The organism is Dyella sp. AD56 (genome assembly GCF_002878475.1).
GTDB lineage: Bacteria > Pseudomonadota > Gammaproteobacteria > Xanthomonadales > Rhodanobacteraceae > Dyella.
In genome coordinates, this window is the sequence record NZ_NRDP01000030.1 from 102,841 (window position 1) to 122,387 (window position 19,547).

Sequence of the window (19,547 nt, forward strand, 5' to 3'; positions counted from 1 at the left end):
AGGTGAAGCGCTCTGTCGCTACGACTGGATAGAGAGCTCGGTCAAGCGATCGAGCTCTTCATCGTCGAAGCCCGCTTCGAGGCGTGCCGGTCGATTGAACGGACCACGCAGCTGACGCCCCATGTAATCGCGTAACAGGTCGAGAAAGGTTTCGCGCGGGTCCAGGCCATCGCGTTCGCAGCAATAGCGGAACCAGCGCGTGCCCGCGGCCACGTGGGCCACCTCTTCACGCAGGATCACGTCGAGAATGGCCACGGTGGGCTCGTCGCCCACCGAGAGCAGGCGCTCGATCATGCCGGGCGTTACATCCAGCCCGCGTGCCTCAAGCACGCGCGGCACCAGTGCCATGCGCGCCGTGTCGTAGTGCGCCGTCTTCTCGGCCATTTCCCACAGGCCATTGTGGGCATCGAAATCGCCATACGCGTGACCCAGCTCGGCGAGTCGCCCGGATAGCATCGCGAAATGGCGCGCCTCGTCGTGCGCACAGCTAGCCCAGTCGCGGTAATAGTCCAGCGGCTTGCCGCGAAAACGGTAAACCGCGTCCCACGCGAGGTTGATGGCGTTGAACTCGATATGGGCCACCGCGTGCACCAATGCAGCGCGACCTTCGGCCGAGCCGAGGCCACGATGCGGGACCTGTCGCTGCGGCACGAGCAAGGGGCGTTCGGGACGTCCTGGCGCGCCGATCGGTTCTGGCGCGGGCGACGTCTCGTCTGGCTGAAGTTCGCCAGCGAGAAATGCCTCCCACGTCGCATGCGTAAGACGCAGCTTCTCTGCGGGATCAGTGGCATCAAGGCAGCGCTTGGCGGCGGCGTGAAGGTCAGCGGTCATGGACGACGATCGCGATGAACGGCGGACTGCAGGAGCGCGCATATGCGCTCCTGCAGGATGCCTACGTTACGCGCTGCGGCGAGCCGCTTTGGCGTCGTCGGAACGCAGCATCTCGATCTGCTGCAGGTACTGCTGATCCAGGCCGGTGACGTATTCGCCCGAGAAGCACGACGTGTCGAAGTACTTCAGCTGCTCGTTGCCGTCCTGCACCGCCCAGACCAGATCCTTGAGATCCTGGTAGATCAGCCAGTCCGCGCCCAGCACTTCCTGCACTTCCTTCTCGGTGTGGCCGGCGGCGACCAGCTCAGAGGCGGCCGGCATGTCGATGCCGTACACGTTCGGGTAGCGCACCGGCGGCGCAGCGGAGGCGAAGTACACGTTCTTAGCACCCGCGTCGCGTGCCATCTGGATGATCTGGCGCGAGGTGGTGCCACGCACGATGGAGTCATCCACCAGCAGCACGTTCTTCTTGCGGAACTCCAGCTCCACCGGATTGAGCTTGCGACGCACGGATTTCACGCGCTCACCCTGCCCCGGCATGATGAAGGTACGGCCGATGTAACGATTCTTGACGAAGCCGTCGCGGAACGGCACGCCCAGCGCCTCGGCCAGCGCCGAGGCAGCGGTGCGTGCGGTGTCCGGAATGGGGATCACCGCGTCAATGCCATGGTCCGGACGCTCACGCAGGATCTTCTCGGCCAGCTTCTGGCCCATGCGCAGGCGCGCCTTGTAGACCGACACGTTCTCGATCATCGAATCCGGGCGGGCAAGGTACACGTATTCAAAAATGCACGGCGCATGCGTTGCAGCGTCGGCACAATGGCGCGCGTGCAGCTGGCCGTCGTCCGTGATGAACACGGCTTCGCCCGGCTCAACGTCGCGCAGGCGCTTGAAGCCCAGGATGTCCAGCGCCACCGACTCGGAGGCCACCGCATACTCACGGCCTTCCGATGTAATGCGCTCGCCCAGCACCAGCGGGCGGATACCGTTGGGGTCACGGAAAGCCAGCAGGCCATAACCCAAGACCAGCGCCAGGCAGGCATAGCCACCGCGCGCACGCTGATGCACACCAGCCACAGCCTTGAAGATGTGATCGGGCGTGAGGGCCATGCGGTCCTGGATCTGCAGCTCGTGCGCCAGCACGTTGAGCAGCACTTCCGAGTCGGAATCCGTATTGATGTGGCGGCGATCGTCCTCGAACATCTCGCGACGCAACGCCTCCGTGTTCACCAGATTGCCGTTATGCGCGAACGCGATGCCGTAGGGCGAATTCACATAGAACGGCTGTGCTTCGGACGAACCTTCAGAGCCGGCCGTCGGGTAACGGCAATGACCCAGGCCGATACGACCGCGCAAGCCGCTCATCGCGTTCTGGCCGAACACGTCGCGCACAAGGCCGTTGCCCTTGTGTAGACGCAGGCGCGCACCATCCACGGTGGCGATGCCGGCAGCGTCCTGGCCGCGATGCTGCAATACCGTCAATCCGTCATAGAGTGACGCGGCGACCTCACTGGTGCCGACGATGCCGATGATTCCGCACATGATTGAAAGCCTGTAATTAGGAACTGGTTGCCGGAGCGACCGTGGTTGCGGTCGCGGGATGATTCTCGTGTCCAGTCGCTGGCAAAGCGCCCGGGAACCCCGCCGGCAAGGCGGGCAAATGGTCCAGCAGTGCCGGGGGATTGAGATGGTTGCGGACACTGTCCGGCACCTGCTCACCCAGCCACCCAGCCATTCCCTTGAACTGCGGCAATAACGTGGAATCGTGCCACCACGGATCACGCGTCAACGCCGTGAAGTTGAGCAGGAACACGCCCAGCGTCACCAGCAACACGCCTCGCGCGAGCCGAACAGCATGCCCAGCAGGCGGTCGGTGCCGGACAACCCGGTACCCTCCACTAACCGGGCGACCAGGAAGCGCACCAGCGCTCCCAAGATCAACACCGTGACAAAGCACGTTGCGTAACCCGCGGCGATCCGCGCCGACGGCAACGAGATCCAGTGTTCGTAATAGCCCGCGACGCTCGGTCCGAGCGCCCAGGCCACCCAGAACCCGGCGGCCCAAATACCCAGCGCCAGCACCTCGGAAATGAGGCCGCGCCACAGCCCAATCAAGACCGAGACGCCCAGGACGGCAAGAATGATGTAGTCGGCCCAATTCACCGGGTCACCGTGGTGGGTTCAGGTTTGTGTTCAGGGCGCAGTGACGACGTTGCCATCGACACCCAGCTTGCCTTTGATCTGGTCGCGGATGCGCACGGCATCAGCGCGCTGCGTCTGCGGACCGGCGCGCACGCGCCAAAGCTGCTTACCATTCGCATTGACCGTATCCACATAACCATCGAAGCCGTTCGCGCGCAGCTTGTCGCGCAGCGCATTGGCATCGGTCTGCGTACCCATGGCAGCCACCTGCACGGCCCAACCACCGGCACGCGACGACGGCGCCGCCGCGGTGTTGGCCGCGGCAGCCGCCGGCTTGGCGGCCGGCGGATCATCCTGCGTCGGCGTGGAGGCTCCGCCTTCAAGGCGGGCCGGTGCACCCGGAATGGTCTGCGTGATCTTCAGGCGGGCCGCCTCAGCAGCGGCACGGGATTCGAACGGACCGGCGGTAACCATGGTCAGCGCCTTGCCACCCTGATTGATGGCGCGGCCATTGGCGGGATAGCCCAGGCCGCGCACGCGCTGGATCAGGCTCTGCGCGCTGGCGGCCGACGCATAGGCGCTGAGATTGACCGAATAGGAGCCGTGGGCGGCAGTCGCTGCCGGCAAAGCAGGCTCCTGCTGCGCCGGAACGGTCGACTTGCCCGCCGTCGTCGCGACGGCGCCGGCTACGACCGCCGCAGCGGCGGCCTTGCCCTGCACGGGGATCACGGGCTGGGCGGCACTCGAACCGGGCCGCGTCACCGTGGTCGGCTCCGGTTTCTGCCCGGCGGTCGGGTCCGTCTCCACGTCACGCGGGCGGCTGGAACCGATGTTCACCGTCGCCAGCTGGTCGGCCGAACCCACTGGAGCAGCCGAGGCGGCCGGCTTCGGAGCCGGCGCTGCCGTCGAGGCCGGCGCCGCGCCGGGCGTCAGGCTCATGGTCTTGGTCTGCAGGTCACGATCGGGTGCCGGTGGGATAGCCAAGCTGACCGACTCGTCACCGGTCGTAGCTGGAGGGCTGCTGGAGATGAACATCGGCACGATAAGCACAGCCAGCGCGATGAGAACGGCAGCTCCCAGCAGACGTGTTTTCAAGACGGGCTCCAAACGACGGGGGATGCGAGAACGGCGCGATTATACCTGCCCGGACCGCCGCTCAGGCCGAATTCCGTCCGCCTGATTCAGCAAGCACCACGGAGGCGACGAAAAACGAGCCGAAAGCCAGCACGCATTCGCCCGGCTTCGCCGCGGATTGCGCTGCTTTGAGCGCACTGGACACATCCGGATGCGCATCGAAAAGTGCTCCCGGTAGCACGGACTTGAGCTGGCTGACGAGCACGTCGGCAGCAAGCCCACGCGGCGTATCCCGCTCCAGCCCAGCCAGATGCCAGTGTGCGATGCGCTCGCCCAGCGCCGCGATCACACCCGCCACGTCCTTGTCAGCGAGCGCGCCATAGACGGCATGCACGCGGACGCCGGGCCGAGCGTCCAACCATTCGGCCAAGGCTCGCGCGGCTTGCGGGTTGTGGCCGACGTCCACCACCAGCGGAGGATCGCCGCCGAGCATCTGCAGACGCGCCGTCACGTGCGCCGAGCGCATGCCACTGGCAGCAACCGCACCGAGATCCAGGGCCCCGAACGCTGCATCCACGCCCTGTAGCGCGTGCAAGGCAGCTATCGATGCCGCCGCGTTGGCATATTGCACGGGCGCCGCCAATGCAGGATCGGGTAGCGACAGGACCAGCCCGTCGCGGTGGTGCCAGCGCCAACCCACCGGATCGCGTTGCACGCTGAAATCCGTGCCTACCCGCTCAACGTGAGCGCTAATGCGCTCCAGCGCCTGCAGCAGGCCAGCCGGAGGATCGATCTCGCCCACAATGGCCGGCCGTCCCGCCCTCGCGATGCCGGCCTTCTCCCTGCCAATGCTGTCGCGGTCTGGGCCCAGCCAGTCCATATGATCCAGGTCGACCGTGGTGATCACCGCGACGTCGGCATCGATGATGTTCACCGCATCGAGCCGGCCGCCCAGCCCCACTTCCAGCACGGCAACGTCCAGCTCAGCCCGCGCGAACAGATCCAGCGCTGCGAGCGTGCCGAACTCAAAATAGGTCAGTGGAATCTCGCCACGTGCCGCTTCGATGCGCTCGAAGCTCGCGATCAGCACGTCATCGCTGGCGTCGTGTCCATTAATGCGGATGCGCTCGTTATAGCGAAGCAAGTGTGGCGAGGTATAGCAGCCTACGTGCAGGCCGGCGGCTGCGAGCATCGCTTCCAGCATGGCGACCGTCGAACCCTTGCCATTGGTGCCGCCCACGGTGATCACACGCCGCGCCAGCACAGGAGCCCCCATGCGCTGCCACACCTCACGTACCCGATCGAGCCCCAGCTCGATGCTGCGCACGTTCACGCGTTCCTGATAAGACAACCATTCGTCGAGAGTACGGATCATGGGTGGGAGACGCTTTCATCCAGTGGGCGCAGCCAAAAGCGCAGGCGGTGAGGGGTAGATTCAAGGGCGTCGATTTCGGTCCAATCCAGCGTGCAGAACATATCGTCCTGCCGCCGATAGCCGCGTTTTATCCAGAACGCGTCGTTAGGGCGGTATCCCGCAGGCTGGCGTGGATCATTCGCGGCGCGCTCCACCGCGCAGAACCCCGTCCAACCATATCCGGGCAACGCGCGTGCGTGGCGCTCGCGCGCATCGAAGAAACGATGCCCGATGCCCTGCCCACGGTACGCCGGCAACAGTACCGACTCGCCGAAGTAGAACACCTCGCTGAGCATCATGCCGCGACCGATAAACGGCTGTTGGATGGCGGGGATCTCGTCAACCAATGGAATGCCTGTCGAGCAACCGACAACGTCCTCGCCATCCAGCGCCAGAACGAACACACTGCGTCGGGAACGCGCATAGGCGCCCAGATAACGCTGCTCATAGGCCATGTCCCCGTCATATAGATAGGGATAGTCACGGAACACCGCGATGCGCAAATTGGCCAGCGCCTTAAGGTGCGGCCGCACTGCCTCGCCGACGCAGGTGAGGATGCGCACCGTCATGGCTTAACCGGAGACCTGCGCGATCCAGTCCTGCAGGTTGTAGTAATTGCTGATGCGCGCGATGCGCTCGTCGCGGATGTCGAAGAACGCGCCGCCCGGCAATACATAACGCTGGCCGCGCGCTGGCGGCAGCCCCTCGTCGTCGGCCAGGTACTGGCCGTGTACCACGTACTCGGCGGCCGCGTGCGTGCCCTCGGCGTTCGCCATCAGCACGATGTCACGCAGCTCTTCGCGGTAGCAGCGGTTCATGCGGCCGAGAAACGTGCGGAACGTGTCCCGGCCCGTTTCACGATGACCCTGGTTGATGTCATGCACCACGTCATCCGTGAGGCAATCGAGCATGGCTTCCCAGTCGCCACGATTGAACGCGTCGTAGTAGCTAGCGACCAGGGCAATGCTGGAGGACATGGGAGCTTCCTGCGGAGCAAGGGGCGCACAGCTTAATGCATGTGCCGTCACGGTGAGCGCCTGCAGCAGCCCGCTGCGACCAGTCGATCAAAAATGCACGCCACTCGCCCGTAACGCCCAATACATGCCGAACGCGGTCCAGAACATTTTCTTCAGGGCGCGCCCGGCGAGCAGGGCTACCAGCAAGCCCAGCAAGAGCGGCATGTGCTTTTCCAATGTGCTGCGCGTGTCGTTGATGATGTTCATGATGAAGTCCTCCCGCACCCCATCGGTGCAGGAGGATCATCCGCCCTGCCCTGTTTCCCAGGCAGGGCGCAGCGTCAATCATCGCAGGTGACAATCATCACAAGGCCACTTGGCGCAGGCGCAAAGCATTGCTGACCACCGACACCGAAGACAGACTCATCGCCAACGCTGCGACCATGGGCGACAGCATCACGCCCATCAGTGGATACAGCAGACCAGCTGCGAGCGGCACACCCACGGCGTTGTAAACGAAGGCAAAGAACAGGTTCTGGCGGATATTCTTCACCGTGGCCTGCGACAACGTCCGGGCACGCACGATGGCCGTGAGTTCGCCCTTCACCAACGTGACCTGCGCACTTTCCATAGCGATGTCGGTGCCGGTACCCATGGCGATGCCGACGTCTGCCAGCGCCAGTGCAGGCGCGTCATTGATACCGTCGCCGGCCATCGCCACACGCCGCCCTTGTGCGCGCAACTGCTGGATCACCGCGGCCTTGTCGGCCGGTGAGACGTCCGCATGCACTTCGTCGATGCCCAACGAACCGGCAACAGCTTTCGCGGTGGCGAGGTTATCGCCAGTCAGCATCACGATGCGCAGACCAGCCGCATGCAGGTCGCGGATCGCCTGCGGCGTGCTCGCCTTGACGCGGTCCGCCACAGCGATAAGGCCGGCGAGCGCGCCGTCGACCGTCAGGAACATCACTGTCGCGCCCTCGCTACGCAACGCATCGGCCTTCGCCATAACGGCCGTGTCAGGCTGCACACCCGCATTCGACAGCAGACGCAGATTGCCAAGTGCAATTGCATGGCCATCCACCTCGCCTTCCACGCCGCGCCGGTCAAAGTGCGAAAATGCGCGACCGCCGGAACCGCTAACCCTTCCGACGCGGCGCCAGCGAGAATCGCACGGGCCAACGGATGCTCGCTGGGACGCTCCAATGCCGCCGCCATCGCGAGCAACTGCGCTCGCGGATGTCCGCCCAGGCTCACCACATCCTTCAGCGTGGGTTTGCCCTCAGTCAGCGTGCCGGTCTTGTCCACCACCAACGTATCGATATCGCGCAGCGACTCGATGGCTGACGCGTCTCGAAATAGCACACCGTTCTGCGCCGCCCGACCACTCGCCACCATGATGGAGATCGGCGTGGCAAGACCAAGCGCACACGGGCAGGCAATGATCAGCACCGACACCGCCGAGATCAGCGCGTAAGCCAGTTTAGGATCAGGTCCCAGCCAGGCCCACAACGCAAACGCCAACACGGCCACGGCAACCACGGCCGGCACAAACCACGCCGCAACACGATCCGCCACGCGTTGCAGCGGCGCCTTGCTGCGCTGCGCCTGAGCGACAAGCGAAACGATCTGCGACAGCATGGTTTCTGCGCCCACCTTCTTGGCGCGCATCAGCAAGGCACCATCCTGATTCACCGTGCCGCCGGTGATCCGGTCACCCTTGGCCTTGCCTACGGGTAGCGGTTCGCCGGTGAGCATGGATTCGTCGACATGGCTGTTGCCATCAAGCACCACGCCATCCACCGGCACCTTCTCACCCGGGCGAACACGCAATGTGTCGCCAGCATGCACGTCCTCAAGCGGCACGTCGTGCTCGCTTCCATCGGCACTCACGCGGCGTGCCGTCTTTGGCGCCAGTTCCAGCAAGGCCTTGAGCGCTGCCCCCGTGCGTCGGCGCGCACGCAGTTCGAGGAAATCACCCAGCGTCACCAGCGTCACGATCACCGCCGCTGATTCAAAATACACGCCGACGCGGCCATGCATATCGTGGAAGCCCGCCGGGAACAGCGATGGCGCAAGGAACGCCACCGTGCTGTAGAGCCACGCCACGCCCGTACCCAACGCAATAAGCGTGTACATGTTCGGCGACCACGGCTTGAGCGATTGCCAGCCACGCGCGAAGAACGCCGCGCCGCCCCACAGCACGACCACCGTGGACAGTACGGCCTCAGCCCATGCCGCTACGCCATCCCACGGGGACGGCAGGTGCCAGCCGAATAGATGCGGCCCCATCGCCAGCAAGAACACCGGCAGCGTCAACGCGACGAGTGTCCAGAAACGACGCGACATGGCGCGCAGTTCATGGCCATCGTCCTCGTCGAGGCTAGGCATCATCGGTTCCAGCGCCATGCCGCACTTTGGGCAATGCCCCGGCCCCACCTGCTGCACCTCCGGGTGCATGGGACAGGTGTAGATAGCGCCCGCGAGCACCGGTGCCGACTCCTTAGGCGGACTTAGATAACGCGCAGGATCGGCGAGGAATTTCTCTTTGCAACGCTGAGCACAGAAGTAGAACGTCTGGCCCTCATGCTCAGCCTGGTGCTTCGCGGTGGCGGGGTCGACACTCATGCCGCATACCGGATCCTTCGCCGCTGTCACGGCATGGTCGTGGTGCGCACCGTGGTCGTGGTGATGATGTTCGTGGTGATGCTGCGCAGGAGTCGCAGCAGCCTTGCCGCCACAGCACGATGCCTTCGCTTCGGGCTCGGGTTGCGGCTTCGTGCTGCAGCAGGCGTGTTCTTCCGTACTCATGCCTCGCCCTCCATGTCCGTCAACGCCTTCAGGATCGGGCACTGCTCCGGCGAGCCGTGACCCGGACAGGCCTCGATCAGTTGCTCCAACCCATCGCGCACGCGAGTCAGTTCCGCAATGCGCTCATCGATAGCGGCGAGGCGTTCTTCCGCGCGCTTCTTCACCGCCTTCACGCCGCGCTGCCGATCGGCAGATAGCGTCAGCAGATCGCGAATCTCTTCGAGCGTGAAACCCAGATCCTTCGCGCGCCGGATAAAACGCAACTGGCGCACCGCGCCCTCGTCATAGCTGCGATAGCCAGACGCTCGTCGCAGCGGTTCCGGCAGCAGCCCTTCCCGCTCGTAGTAACGAATAGTGTCGATCGCCACGCCGACCCGCCGCGCGACCGCCCCGATGGTCATGGAACTTTTGGGAGTGTTCATGGGATTAAGTCTAGACCTTTGATCAAGGTCTAGAGTCAAGCCCTCCAAGGGCGAATCGCAATATATTGCATATCAAACAATAACGATTATCATTAGCAATATCCTCTACTCGCCCGCCACTCGCTTCCCTGGCAACAGGTTCCGGCCTTCACCGATGGATGAAGCGACGCGCATGGATCTCAAGGCAATTCGTTCTCATGACCATCAAACTTCTGGCCGGCGCCGTGCTGGCTGCGCTTCTGTTTCCTCACGCGGCTCTCGCCGTCACCGGTAACCCGCTATCCACCGAGGCGGCCGATGCCCCCACCTCGGAAAGTCAGGCCAAGAAACTTTCTTCTGTGGACGTGCAAGCCAGTGTGACCACGCTGGATGCGCAAACCGCTGACTCGGCGACAAAAACCCGCACGCCACTCATCGAAACACCTCAGGTGGTATCGGTGGTCACGCAGGAACAGATGCGTATGCGCGGTGCGCAGAGCGTGATTCAGGCGCTAGGCTATTCCGCAGGCATTGCCGGCTACGGTCCGGATTCGCGTTCGGATTGGTACACCGTCATTCGCGGTTTTTGGCCAACCATTTATCTGGACGGCCTTCAACTGCCGGTGACCATGAATCTGGCCAGTTGGATCACCGACCCCTATCAGTTGGAACGCATCGATGTGCTGCATGGCCCCTCTTCCGTACTCTATGGGCAAGGCGAACCCGGCGGCACGGTAGACATGGTGAGCAAAGTGGCTGGCGGCGCGCCGGTGCACGAGGTGCAATTCCAACTAGGCGATCATGCACGCAAACAGCTGGCTGCCGACTATGGTGGCCATCTCGACGCCGCGGGCAACTGGTCGTACCGCGTGGTCGCATTAGGCCGCAATCAGGACGTCGCCAACTCGCCATTCCGTTCGTCGCGCGTGATGTTGGCGCCCTCGGTGGCCTGGAAGCCGTCGACTGATACCTCGCTGGTCATCACCGCCAACTATCTGCGCGACCATGCCAACTACGCCGGCAACTTCCTGCCGGCTGAAGGCACCATTCTGCCCAGCCCGTATGGTCGCATTTCGCCGCACACGTACACCGGCGATGCGGACTTCACCAAGTACCACAAGGTCGAATACGCCTTCGGCTATCAGTTCGAGCATCGATTCAACGACACCTGGACCTTTCGGCAGAACACGCGCTACTCGCGTACCTGGCTGGACAACAACATGGTCTACGGCATTGGCATGGCCGAGGATGGCCACAGCATCGATCGCTACGCAGGCATCGCCAAGCCCGACTACCGACGCCTAGCTATCGACAATCAGATGGAAGGCCATTTCCAGACAGGCGCTTTCGAGCACACGGTACTGGTGGGTGTCGATTACCAGCATCAGCGCACCGATGACCCGGAAAATTACGCGCTGGCGCCACCCATCGATCTGTACAACCCGGTGTATTTGCCGATCGATCTGGCGATCTTCGCCCCAGGCGGAGCCAACTATCCGCAGGACATCCGTCAGACCCAGAAACAGTTGGGCCTCTATGCGCAGGATCAGATCAAGTACGCCGACCACTGGGTGTTCGTGCTTTCGGGGCGTCAGGACTGGAGTCGGCTGAGTTCGATTGATCATGCCGTACCCGATGCCACGACGGCACGCCAGAACGATCATGCGTTCACCGGCCGCGCAGGCGTGGTGTATCTGGCCGACAACGGCCTTGCGCCCTACTTGAGCTATTCGGAATCGTTCAACCCGACCACCACACCAAACGCCTACGGAGCACCGTTCCGACCGACCACCGGCAAGCAGTACGAGGCAGGCCTGCGCTTCCAGCCACCGGGCGGACGCACCTCGCTTACTGCAGCGGTATTCCAGATCCGCCAACAGAACGTGCTTACGCCAAACCCAGACCAGCTGAGCTTCCCTAACGGCTCGCTGCAGACCGGTGAAGTGCGCTCGCGTGGCGTGGAGCTCGAAGCACGCACAGCATTCGGCGACGGCTTCAACCTGCTGGGTGCCTATACCTATCAAGACGTGCGCAATACCAAGGCCAACGACAACACGCTGAACAAGTGGCCGACCTCCATTCCCATCCCGCACGAACTCGCTTCCGTATGGGCCGACTACACCATCCCACAGGGTGACTGGGCGGGCCTGGGCGTAGGTACTGGTGTGCGCTATACCAGCTCGTCGCGCGGCGCTCCGGACAACTCATTGCACGTGCCTGGCTACACGCTGATCGATGCCACGGCGTTCTACCAGTTGCCGCAGTGGCGCCTGGCTCTGAATCTGAGCAACCTGGCGAACAAGGTGTATGTCGCCGGCTGCTATGACGCCACCCGCTGCATCTACGGCCCCGGCCGCACCGCCATGCTCACGGCCACCTACGACTGGTGAGCCACTGAAACAATCCGCGTCGATCTGGCAATGGGCGTGACATCACGCCCGTTGCCTAAGCGGTATCCCCGCAACGGGGAAGCCATAGGCGAAAGCATGCGCCGCCGCCATCCGCCTCGGTAACCTCCACTCGTCCGCGATGCAACGCGATGATTTCCTGCACCAAATGCAGGCCGAGTCCCGCGCCGGTACTGCTGGGACGCAGGCGATAGAAAGGGTCAAAGATGCGGTGTCGCTCATCAACGGGAACACCAGGCCCCTGATCACTCACGCCAAGCGTGCCGTCTTCCTTGACGACAATCGTGATCACGCCCCGGCCGCCACCATGGGCAATGGCGTTCTGAAGCAAATTTGTCAGGGCGCGCGACAAAGCCATGCGATCACCCATGACCATCACATGGGCGTCCGGTGCGTCCAAGGCCAGCTCGTAGCCTGCGTCAACAACCATCGGCGCCACATCGGCAGCCACTTCGCTCGATAGAGCCACCAGGTCAAGCGGCTCGAAAGCATCTTGTGGCCGGCTCAGTCGTTGCAGGTCGAGCAGCTGTTCCGCGAGATTGGACAACCGTGCCACGTCGGCCAGCAGCCGGCTCCGGGATGCGCCAGCCACCAGTGTCTCAATGCGCGCTTCCAGAATGGCAATCGGTGCGCGCAGCTCGTGAGCGGCATCGACAAGGAAGCGATCACGCGCTTCGTAGCCTTCATTGAGTCGCTCAAGCGCCGCGTTGAAGGCCTGCACCATAGGTTGCAGCTCGCGGGGTACCGCCTGGTCGGCCAATCGCGCACTACGCTCATCAATATTGATCGCTCGCGCTTGCTCGGCTACCTCTCGGACACCTGATATGGCGCGACGAATGAGCCATGGCATGACGACCAACGTAGCCAATATAAGCGGCAACGTCATGCGCCAGGCAAGATAGCTGGCCACTCCAACGAGCACAGGTCCGAGCTTCACCGACGCGACGCCGCCGCACATGATGTGCACCTGTCCAAACGAGGTCTCACCAAGGCGGGTGCGCATGGTAAGCGTGTAAGGCGGGCGACTATCGTGGATCTCCGTTGCCCCCAGATGTGACAGCGACGACGCCAGTGGACGATAAATCGCTGGCACCTCGCCATGCTCGAGTTGCCGCCCCTGTTCGTCCTCCACCACAAACCACAAGCCTGGTTGCGCACGTAAGAGTGCCTGCACGTCTTTATCATCAGCGAGGGCCAAATGCCCTGACGAATCAAGATGCAAGGCATCCTGAATGACACGGGGCACGCTGTCGTCGATGTAAGAGACGTTTTCCTGGTGATACGAGAACGTAACGACAACGATCAGGCCAAGGACCGCCAACAACTGCAAGCCGATGATTCGCCACGACAGCTGAAAGACCAGCGATTTACTCCTCGCGAACATCGGGACGCTCCTTCAGCAGATAGCCGATGCCGCGAATGACATGAATATCGGCACGCGCACCGGATTCGGCCAATGAACGGCGCAATTTTGAAACGTGAGCATCCAGCGCATTCGACTGAATCTCGTCATTGAAGTCATATACCGACTCCTGAAGCACTTCGCGTCGAACGGTACGGCCATGCCGCAGGAACAGTGCCTCCAGCACCAGCATTTGACGTCGCGGAAGCGGCAACAGGACACCCTCGACGAAGGCTTCATGCGTGGAAAAATCGAACGTGAGGTTACCAACGGTTGCCGTGGGCAAGACCAGTTGTGAGGGGCGTCGGGATATCGCGCGAATACGCGCCAACAACTCCTCGATGGCGAACGGTTTGACCAGATAATCATCCGCGCCAAGATCAAGGCCAGCGACACGATCGGGCAGCGCGCCACGCGCCGTCAGCATGATGACAGGCAGATCTGCCCGATACTTGCGCGCCAACCGAATGAGCGTGATGCCGTCGCCATCCGGCAATTGGCGATCGAGCAGGAGCAGATCATGGACGTTTTGACGCAAGGCTTCACCCGCCTGCGACAGATCGGGTGCGGTATCTACCAGCATGCCGTGGCGCTGCAAGGCCGCGCATAAGGCGATGGCCATTTCTGGTTCGTCTTCGACCAGCAGGATACGCATAGTGAGGCGGTTGCTCCTTCTCAGCCCGCCATGGCCGGGGCGATGACTCTAGCAGTTAGGTTGCTTAGCCGGCGCAATGTTCGGGCAATGTAGGTTCCCCAGCATGCAGCGCTTGGATTATCAGCCTGCATCCCATGCCAACTATTTCCCAACGTCTCGCCAGCCTGGTCGTTATTTCGATGGGCACCCTTTACTGCGCCGGTACCGCTGCGCAATCGTCGCCAGAGCAAAACCGCACGTGGACCATAGGCATAGGCGCCATTTGGAGTCCCAGCCCGTATCGCGACTACAGCAACAAGGCATGGCCGATGCCGTTGGTCAGCTATGAAGGCAAGTCGTTCTATGTGCGGGGAGCCAGCCTCGGATATCGGCTATTCACCACCGGGTCGGATGAGTTCTCCGTTATCGCATCGCCATTGGGCAATCGTTTCATGCATGACGACACCAACGATCCACGCCTTCGTCGTCTCTCCGATCGTGACATTTCCGGCATCGCCGGCGTGGCATGGTTGCATCGCGCGAACTGGGGTGTTCTTCAAGCGAGTGCGCAAAAGGAATTCACTGGCCACGGTGGCGGCGAGGTGCTTGATGCGAACTACAGCTTCCCGATGAAGGAAGGAAGTCTGCTGCTGACGCCGACCTTGGGCGTCACGTACGACACGGGCGCGATCAATAATTACTACTACGGCATAAGCGCAGCCGATGCTTCTCGAAGTGGGCTGAGCTTTTATCGCGCCGGCAGCGGCTCCATGCCGTACCTCGGCATGTCGGCCACCTACAAGCTATCTCGATCCTGGCTAACCTCAGCCGGCGTGCGCTATGCGCGTTTGCCGGACGCCGTGAAGGACAGCCCCATGGTCGACGCCGATCATACGGAGAGTTATTTCATCTCCCTGAGCTACATCTTCTGAACATGAGCCAAGGCATCTTCCGACGCATCTTCCAACTGGCTGAACAGCTGGAACCCAATCGCACCGCGGTTTGGGACTGGTTGCTTCATACGCACATCGACGGATTTGACGGACACACAGCGCTGGAAATGGTTTTCGCCGATCAAGGCGAGCAGGTCGTCGACATGCTGGAGGCCGCGCTGCATGACGAGGACGACAAGGTACTACTCGGTCCGTCTCTTTCAGCACCGCGCAGACACTGAGGTCGGCGTGCCTGGATAGCCGCAAGTGCCAGACCTTGGCACTTGCGACCCCACGCAACCAGACACGACACGCGGATCAAGCTTCTCAAGCAACGCCAAACAAACTTTGGCCCACATATCCGCCCTCTCGCGCACCTGGCGGGCACGCGAACACACCACCGCCAATATGCGTCACGAACTGATTCATCATGTCGAACTTGGACATCTTGTCGAAGATCTTGATGAAGCCCTGACGCGGATCGTGTTGGAAGCACAGAAACATCAGGCCGGCGTCGAACTCCATGCCTTGGTGCCACGGCGGCCAACGCTCCGCTGTAAAGCTCAGACCGTTGTCGTAGGAGTAGGAGCGACGAAGAATCTGCGCACCGTCATTGACCGCGGGCGCACCCAACCGAACGTGGGAATTCTCCGGTAGCACAGGGTTTCCGTCGGCATCATTGGCCTCAAGATCCAGCGCATCGAACTCGCCCGTCTTGCCCAATGGGGCGCCGGTGTCTTTGTGACGCCCCATCACCTGCTCCTGGAACGCGAGCTTCATGCGGTCCCAGTGTTCGAGAGCGATGCGGATGGGCCGCGCCACCAGATAGGAACCACCCTGCATCCACGCCGTTTCGCTGCCCGCCCACACAAAGTCGCTCATGGTCTTTGGGTCGGACGCGCTGGGATTCATGGTGCCATCCTTGAACCCCATCAGATTGCGCGGTGTTTCATGCGCAGACTTGCCGGCGGAAAGAAAGCCCGTCTGCGCCCAGCGCAACTTAGCAGCGCCATAGGACAGGCGCGCAAACTGCCGCACGGCATGGAAAACTACTTGCGGATCGTTCGCACACACCTGGATGCAAAGATCGCCGCCAGTGCGCTCCGCGACCAGTTGGTCACCGTTGAAACGCGGAAGATCCACCAGCGCGGCGGGCCGATGATCACCAAGGCCAAAGCGCTCCTTACCGTCCTTCACGAAGAGCGTTGCGCCAAATCCAAAGGTCACCGTGAGGCGACTGGCCGGCAGTCCTTGCGACTCTCCCGAATCAAGCGGCTCCTTGCCCGGATCGTTGGAGAGTGGTGCGGCGGTCTGACCTTGGGTCAGGCGCGCCGCTGCATTCGTCCATGTCTTCAACAAGGCAATCAGCTCGTCGCGCTTCTCCGTCGCGACATCGAAAGCGGCGAAATACACGTGCGACTGCTGAGGCGTGGCAATGCCCGCCTGATGCTCGCCAAAGAACGGTACGACGTCGCCATCACCGGCACTCGCATCGGGTGCATTCCGACTACGTGCGTAGGACAGCGCGGGCGCTACGGAAGCGACCGCTGCCAATGTCGTTGCCGATGCGAGAAAACGACGCCGGCCGTGTAACCTGGAATCGTCGGTGGTGCTCATTTTCCGCCTCTCACCAAGGTATTCATGTCGTCTTCGACGTAGTAGAAGCCTTGGCCGTCCGGGGTCAGGGCAATACCAAAAAGATCGCCATTGCCAGGCGGCGATTGCGCCTGATCGGAATCAATCCACTGGCTATAGATCTGCTTGCCGCCGGCCGGATCGACCTCCACGAGCTGACCGTCCTTGCCGTTGCAAACCAGGAGATGCCCGGCCGGGGTGTAGACCATCGCAAGCGGCCAGCTCAACAAGCCGTCCTTGGTTACCAACTTGCCAGTGCCCCCGCTGGTCGTGCGATCAACGGCATCCGGAATGGCGGTGATGACGTTATCCAGGCCGTCCGTCACGTAAAGCGTATTGTCCGGCCCCAATGACAACCCGGTTGGACCCAGCAGGAAGTTGTCGCGATCCGCGCGCTGCGCGAAACCATCGCCCACGACGGTCTGATCGACCAGCACCGGCGGCTTGCCGTCGGGAATCTTGATATTCAGGCGCAGCACCGTCGCCTTGTGAATGACTTCCGGAAAGCCGGTGGCCTTATCGATCACGTCTGGGCTGCGCAGTCCAAAGCCCGCCATGCTGATAAACAACGTGGCGGTGTCACCACGATCCACCACGGCCATATCGCCCCAGGGATCGTTGATGGTCGGCCGACCATGCCGCCACCATCTTGCCATTGGGATCCAGCACGATCAGGCAACCATCGCCTTTGGTGGCGGTGGTGCCGTCGGTGCTCGGGGTACTGCCAACAATCACCCAACCGCTCTTGAGCATGGTCATCGCCGTGGTCAAACCCACGCCACCCGGGCATTCCGGCAGTTTCTGCGGCAGCTTGGCGAACAGCGTGGTCTGCTTGGTCGAGGGCCGATAATCGATGATGGTCGTGCCTGTGCCCTGCAGGTTGGACAGGTTATTGAAGTTGTCGACCAGCACATCGTCTTTCTGGATGGCGCCTGCAGAGACCGGCGCGACAACGACCGCATAGGGATTCAAGTCCCCGTTCTCCGTGACCGACGAAGTCAACGTCACATGACGGTGAATGGACTCCAGCATACCCTTGGGTTCATCCGCCGCAGCCTGTGCCGCACACGTCATGAGTGCCACTGCGAGGGCCAGCGCCCCACCCTTTCCACTAAAGATCGAATCATTCATCGGCGACACCTCAGAACAGGATATTGGTACGCAACCCAAGCACCAGCTCGTTGCCGATGCGACGCGTGGGTTCGTTGGGGTTGGCTATCCCGCCACCGGGGTTGAACACGTATTGAAGATCCGGCTGCAACTGCCACCACGGTCGAAGCTGATACTGGTAAGTCATCTCGACATAGGTTTCGGAACTGCGGATCGGGTTGTAGCTGTTGGGATCAATCAACTGGGCAAAGTACGCTGTGTCGCGATCAGCCCCGGCAATACCGGTGGAGACACGTACGTAGCCCATGCCGACGCCGAACGTATCGTCCGCGCGGTTTCGAAATGGTTCGTGCAGCACAACGCCCGCGTTCATGCTGAAGCGGATGAAGTTCCGATCGTTCTGCGGCGTGCCCATCACACGACCAAACGCGTTGAAGGTGTGATTAGGATCGGTGCTGCTACGCCAGAGCATCTGATCGGCAACGGCATACAAGGAAAAGTTGCCCTTGTGGTTCGCCGCAACACCATTGCTCTGCGGGTTCGCCAGCGCCACGCCTTGCGTGTCGTAGCGCTGATCCGCAAAGCTTTCGGTGTCGTACCAGGCGCCGAGTCGATACGTGCGCGCCAGCGGAGCCGATTCGCCCGGATACACCATGCTGCCCAACGACGGATAGGCGTACTGCAATTCCGCCATGATCAATCGCCCACCACCCAGCGGGAAACTGGTGCCGGAAGGATTGGTCTGCTGCGGATCGCCTTGGTTGTTCTTTGTAGGGCTGCCGTTGAACACGCCAACCAGAAGGTTGATGGAATCCACGGGGCGATAGCGGAACCTGACACCAAGCGCCGACAGCGGATACGCAGGACCGCCCCCCGGCATGTTGTACGAGGGCAACGCGGGCCAGCCGAACATCGTATTGACGAAGTACGACGCGTTGCTGCTGACGATGAATTCCTGATCGACGCTTTGCTGGCCGACCTTGATGTCCAGCCGATCTTCTTCCAGGAACTTCTGGTCGTACCACATCTCCCACAAACGCGTCGCGCGATCCGCTTCGATACCGCTGGCGGTTTGTATGGTCGAGAGGTTATTGGCACTCAGATTCTGGCCGTGGATCTGGAGCGCGCTGATATTGAACAAGCCGCCGTACCAGCCGATGCCGCGACGTGTATCCCACTGCATGATCATCTGCGTGAGACCGTCGTACTGGGCGCCTCGCTGCGTGCCGCCCGTCGCATTGCCCAGCACTTCGCTGGTTTCCTGGATCGCCAGCGAGATGCCGTACTTGCTCAGCCCACTGCGCAAGCCAAACATGTCGCCAAGCATAAAGTTGCTTCGCTTGAGATCACCCAGAAAGCTCGCGAGGTTCTTGGGTTGACCATTGACCTGGTCGGAGCTGATCGGCACCGACAACGGCGGAACACCGGCCCACGCGTCACCTGTTGCGACCACGCCTGCCGAGCCCACGCCAAGTGCTGCCAGGAAAACAGCAGACGCGCTGCGCCCATCCAACGTCCCTTTACGACTGCGCTTTCGAAACATGCCTGCCCCTTTGCAGAAAGCTTGTCCCCAACTTGAGCGGCGCAGCATAGATCAGAACGCTTTCGCGAATCATTCGCATTACTAGTCAACTTCCGACAACGCGCGGTAAAAGCCTGCATTTTCGCAAGAACTTGCAGGCATCGAGACAAGGCCCAAGGGAGTAATTGCCGCAGACAGGCAGCAAGAAGTTGATTCAAAAATAAGAATCATTATCATCTTGTGCTTTGCAACCCATGAGCCGTGCCCCATCCGAG

The 19,547-nt window shown here is 62.0% G+C and carries 19 protein-coding genes and 1 pseudogene; 3 read left to right on the forward strand and 17 right to left on the reverse strand.

Features of this window, described 5'->3' with window-relative positions; genetic code table 11:
- Positions 1–18 precede the first annotated feature (18 nt).
- The 11 genes and pseudogenes from DyAD56_RS19205 to DyAD56_RS19245 all read right to left on the reverse strand — a co-directional run bounded on the left by DyAD56_RS19205 (position 19) and on the right by DyAD56_RS19245 (position 9,650).
- On the reverse strand, positions 19–831 hold the full coding sequence (locus DyAD56_RS19205; RefSeq protein ID WP_102304447.1) for a ferritin-like domain-containing protein: 813 nt from the start codon (positions 829–831) through the stop codon (positions 19–21).
- 66 nt (positions 832–897) lie between these two features.
- Positions 898–2,373: an amidophosphoribosyltransferase gene (gene purF, locus DyAD56_RS19210; RefSeq protein WP_102304448.1), complete on the reverse strand. Its 1,476-nt coding sequence runs from the start codon at positions 2,371–2,373 to the stop codon at positions 898–900.
- Between the two features lie 16 nt (positions 2,374–2,389).
- Complete coding sequence (locus tag DyAD56_RS24535) at positions 2,390–2,665, reverse strand: hypothetical protein (protein ID WP_343125316.1); 276 nt, start codon at positions 2,663–2,665, stop codon at positions 2,390–2,392.
- Entirely contained in the window at positions 2,653–2,994 is a 342-nt protein-coding gene (locus tag DyAD56_RS24540; RefSeq protein WP_343125317.1) for a CvpA family protein, read from the reverse strand. Before DyAD56_RS24540 ends, DyAD56_RS24535 begins: the two co-directional genes overlap by 13 nt.
- A 30-nt stretch (positions 2,995–3,024) precedes the next feature.
- Positions 3,025–4,068 (reverse strand): SPOR domain-containing protein, encoded by a 1,044-nt coding sequence (locus tag DyAD56_RS19220; protein WP_102304449.1) that lies wholly within the window; start codon positions 4,066–4,068, stop codon positions 3,025–3,027.
- Between the two features lie 61 nt (positions 4,069–4,129).
- Positions 4,130–5,422, reverse strand: coding sequence for a bifunctional tetrahydrofolate synthase/dihydrofolate synthase (folC, locus tag DyAD56_RS19225; protein ID WP_102304450.1), 1,293 nt, complete (start codon positions 5,420–5,422; stop codon positions 4,130–4,132).
- The gene (locus DyAD56_RS19230; protein WP_102304451.1) at positions 5,419–6,030 is read right to left on the reverse strand and encodes a GNAT family N-acetyltransferase; all 612 of its coding nucleotides are present in this window, start codon (positions 6,028–6,030) and stop codon (positions 5,419–5,421) included. The genes folC and DyAD56_RS19230 overlap by 4 nt, the downstream gene beginning before the upstream one ends.
- 3 nt (positions 6,031–6,033) lie before the next feature.
- A complete protein-coding gene (locus DyAD56_RS19235; RefSeq protein WP_102304452.1) occupies positions 6,034–6,438 on the reverse strand; it encodes a ketosteroid isomerase-related protein in 405 nt (134 codons plus the stop codon).
- An 87-nt stretch (positions 6,439–6,525) separates the two neighbouring features.
- Entirely contained in the window at positions 6,526–6,684 is a 159-nt protein-coding gene (locus DyAD56_RS24120) for a hypothetical protein (RefSeq protein ID WP_199179045.1), read from the reverse strand.
- Positions 6,685–6,781: 97 nt separating this feature from the next.
- A pseudogene (locus DyAD56_RS19240) lies at positions 6,782–9,045 on the reverse strand (heavy metal translocating P-type ATPase).
- A 179-nt stretch (positions 9,046–9,224) separates the two neighbouring features.
- Entirely contained in the window at positions 9,225–9,650 is a 426-nt protein-coding gene (locus tag DyAD56_RS19245) for a MerR family DNA-binding protein (protein ID WP_102304453.1), read from the reverse strand.
- Between the two features lie 197 nt (positions 9,651–9,847).
- On the opposite strand from DyAD56_RS19245, the gene DyAD56_RS19250 reads away from it, so the two are divergent.
- Positions 9,848–12,019 carry a TonB-dependent siderophore receptor gene (locus DyAD56_RS19250; protein ID WP_158241392.1) on the forward strand — a complete coding sequence of 724 codons (2,172 nt, stop codon included), beginning with the start codon at positions 9,848–9,850 and terminating at the stop codon, positions 12,017–12,019.
- A gap of 55 nt (positions 12,020–12,074) precedes the next feature.
- Here DyAD56_RS19250 and DyAD56_RS19255 read toward each other — a convergent pair whose 3' ends face one another.
- On the reverse strand, positions 12,075–13,421 hold the full coding sequence (locus DyAD56_RS19255; RefSeq protein ID WP_102304455.1) for a HAMP domain-containing sensor histidine kinase: 1,347 nt from the start codon (positions 13,419–13,421) through the stop codon (positions 12,075–12,077).
- Positions 13,405–14,094 (reverse strand): response regulator transcription factor, encoded by a 690-nt coding sequence (locus DyAD56_RS19260; protein ID WP_102304456.1) that lies wholly within the window; start codon positions 14,092–14,094, stop codon positions 13,405–13,407. Before DyAD56_RS19260 ends, DyAD56_RS19255 begins: the two co-directional genes overlap by 17 nt.
- Positions 14,095–14,228: 134 nt before the next feature.
- Between DyAD56_RS19260 and DyAD56_RS19265 the strand changes: the two genes are divergently transcribed.
- Positions 14,229–15,005, forward strand: coding sequence for a MipA/OmpV family protein (locus DyAD56_RS19265; RefSeq protein WP_102304457.1), 777 nt, complete (start codon positions 14,229–14,231; stop codon positions 15,003–15,005).
- A gap of 2 nt (positions 15,006–15,007) precedes the next feature.
- Entirely contained in the window at positions 15,008–15,247 is a 240-nt protein-coding gene (locus DyAD56_RS19270; protein ID WP_102304458.1) for a hypothetical protein, read from the forward strand.
- 85 nt (positions 15,248–15,332) lie between these two features.
- Here the strand turns inward: DyAD56_RS19270 and efeB are convergent, their stop codons facing one another.
- Genes efeB through DyAD56_RS19285 form a run of 4 tightly spaced genes read right to left on the reverse strand, consistent with a single transcriptional unit; the run spans position 15,333 to position 19,293 of the window.
- Positions 15,333–16,622, reverse strand: coding sequence for an iron uptake transporter deferrochelatase/peroxidase subunit (efeB, locus tag DyAD56_RS19275; RefSeq protein WP_102304459.1), 1,290 nt, complete (start codon positions 16,620–16,622; stop codon positions 15,333–15,335).
- Positions 16,619–17,296, reverse strand: coding sequence for a hypothetical protein (locus DyAD56_RS24125; RefSeq protein WP_199179046.1), 678 nt, complete (start codon positions 17,294–17,296; stop codon positions 16,619–16,621). Before DyAD56_RS24125 ends, efeB begins: the two co-directional genes overlap by 4 nt.
- Complete coding sequence (locus tag DyAD56_RS24130; protein WP_199179047.1) at positions 17,220–17,771, reverse strand: hypothetical protein; 552 nt, start codon at positions 17,769–17,771, stop codon at positions 17,220–17,222. The genes DyAD56_RS24125 and DyAD56_RS24130 overlap by 77 nt, the downstream gene beginning before the upstream one ends.
- A 10-nt stretch (positions 17,772–17,781) precedes the next feature.
- A complete protein-coding gene (locus DyAD56_RS19285; protein WP_102304460.1) occupies positions 17,782–19,293 on the reverse strand; it encodes a carbohydrate porin in 1,512 nt (503 codons plus the stop codon).
- Between the last annotated feature and the right edge of the window lie 254 nt (positions 19,294–19,547).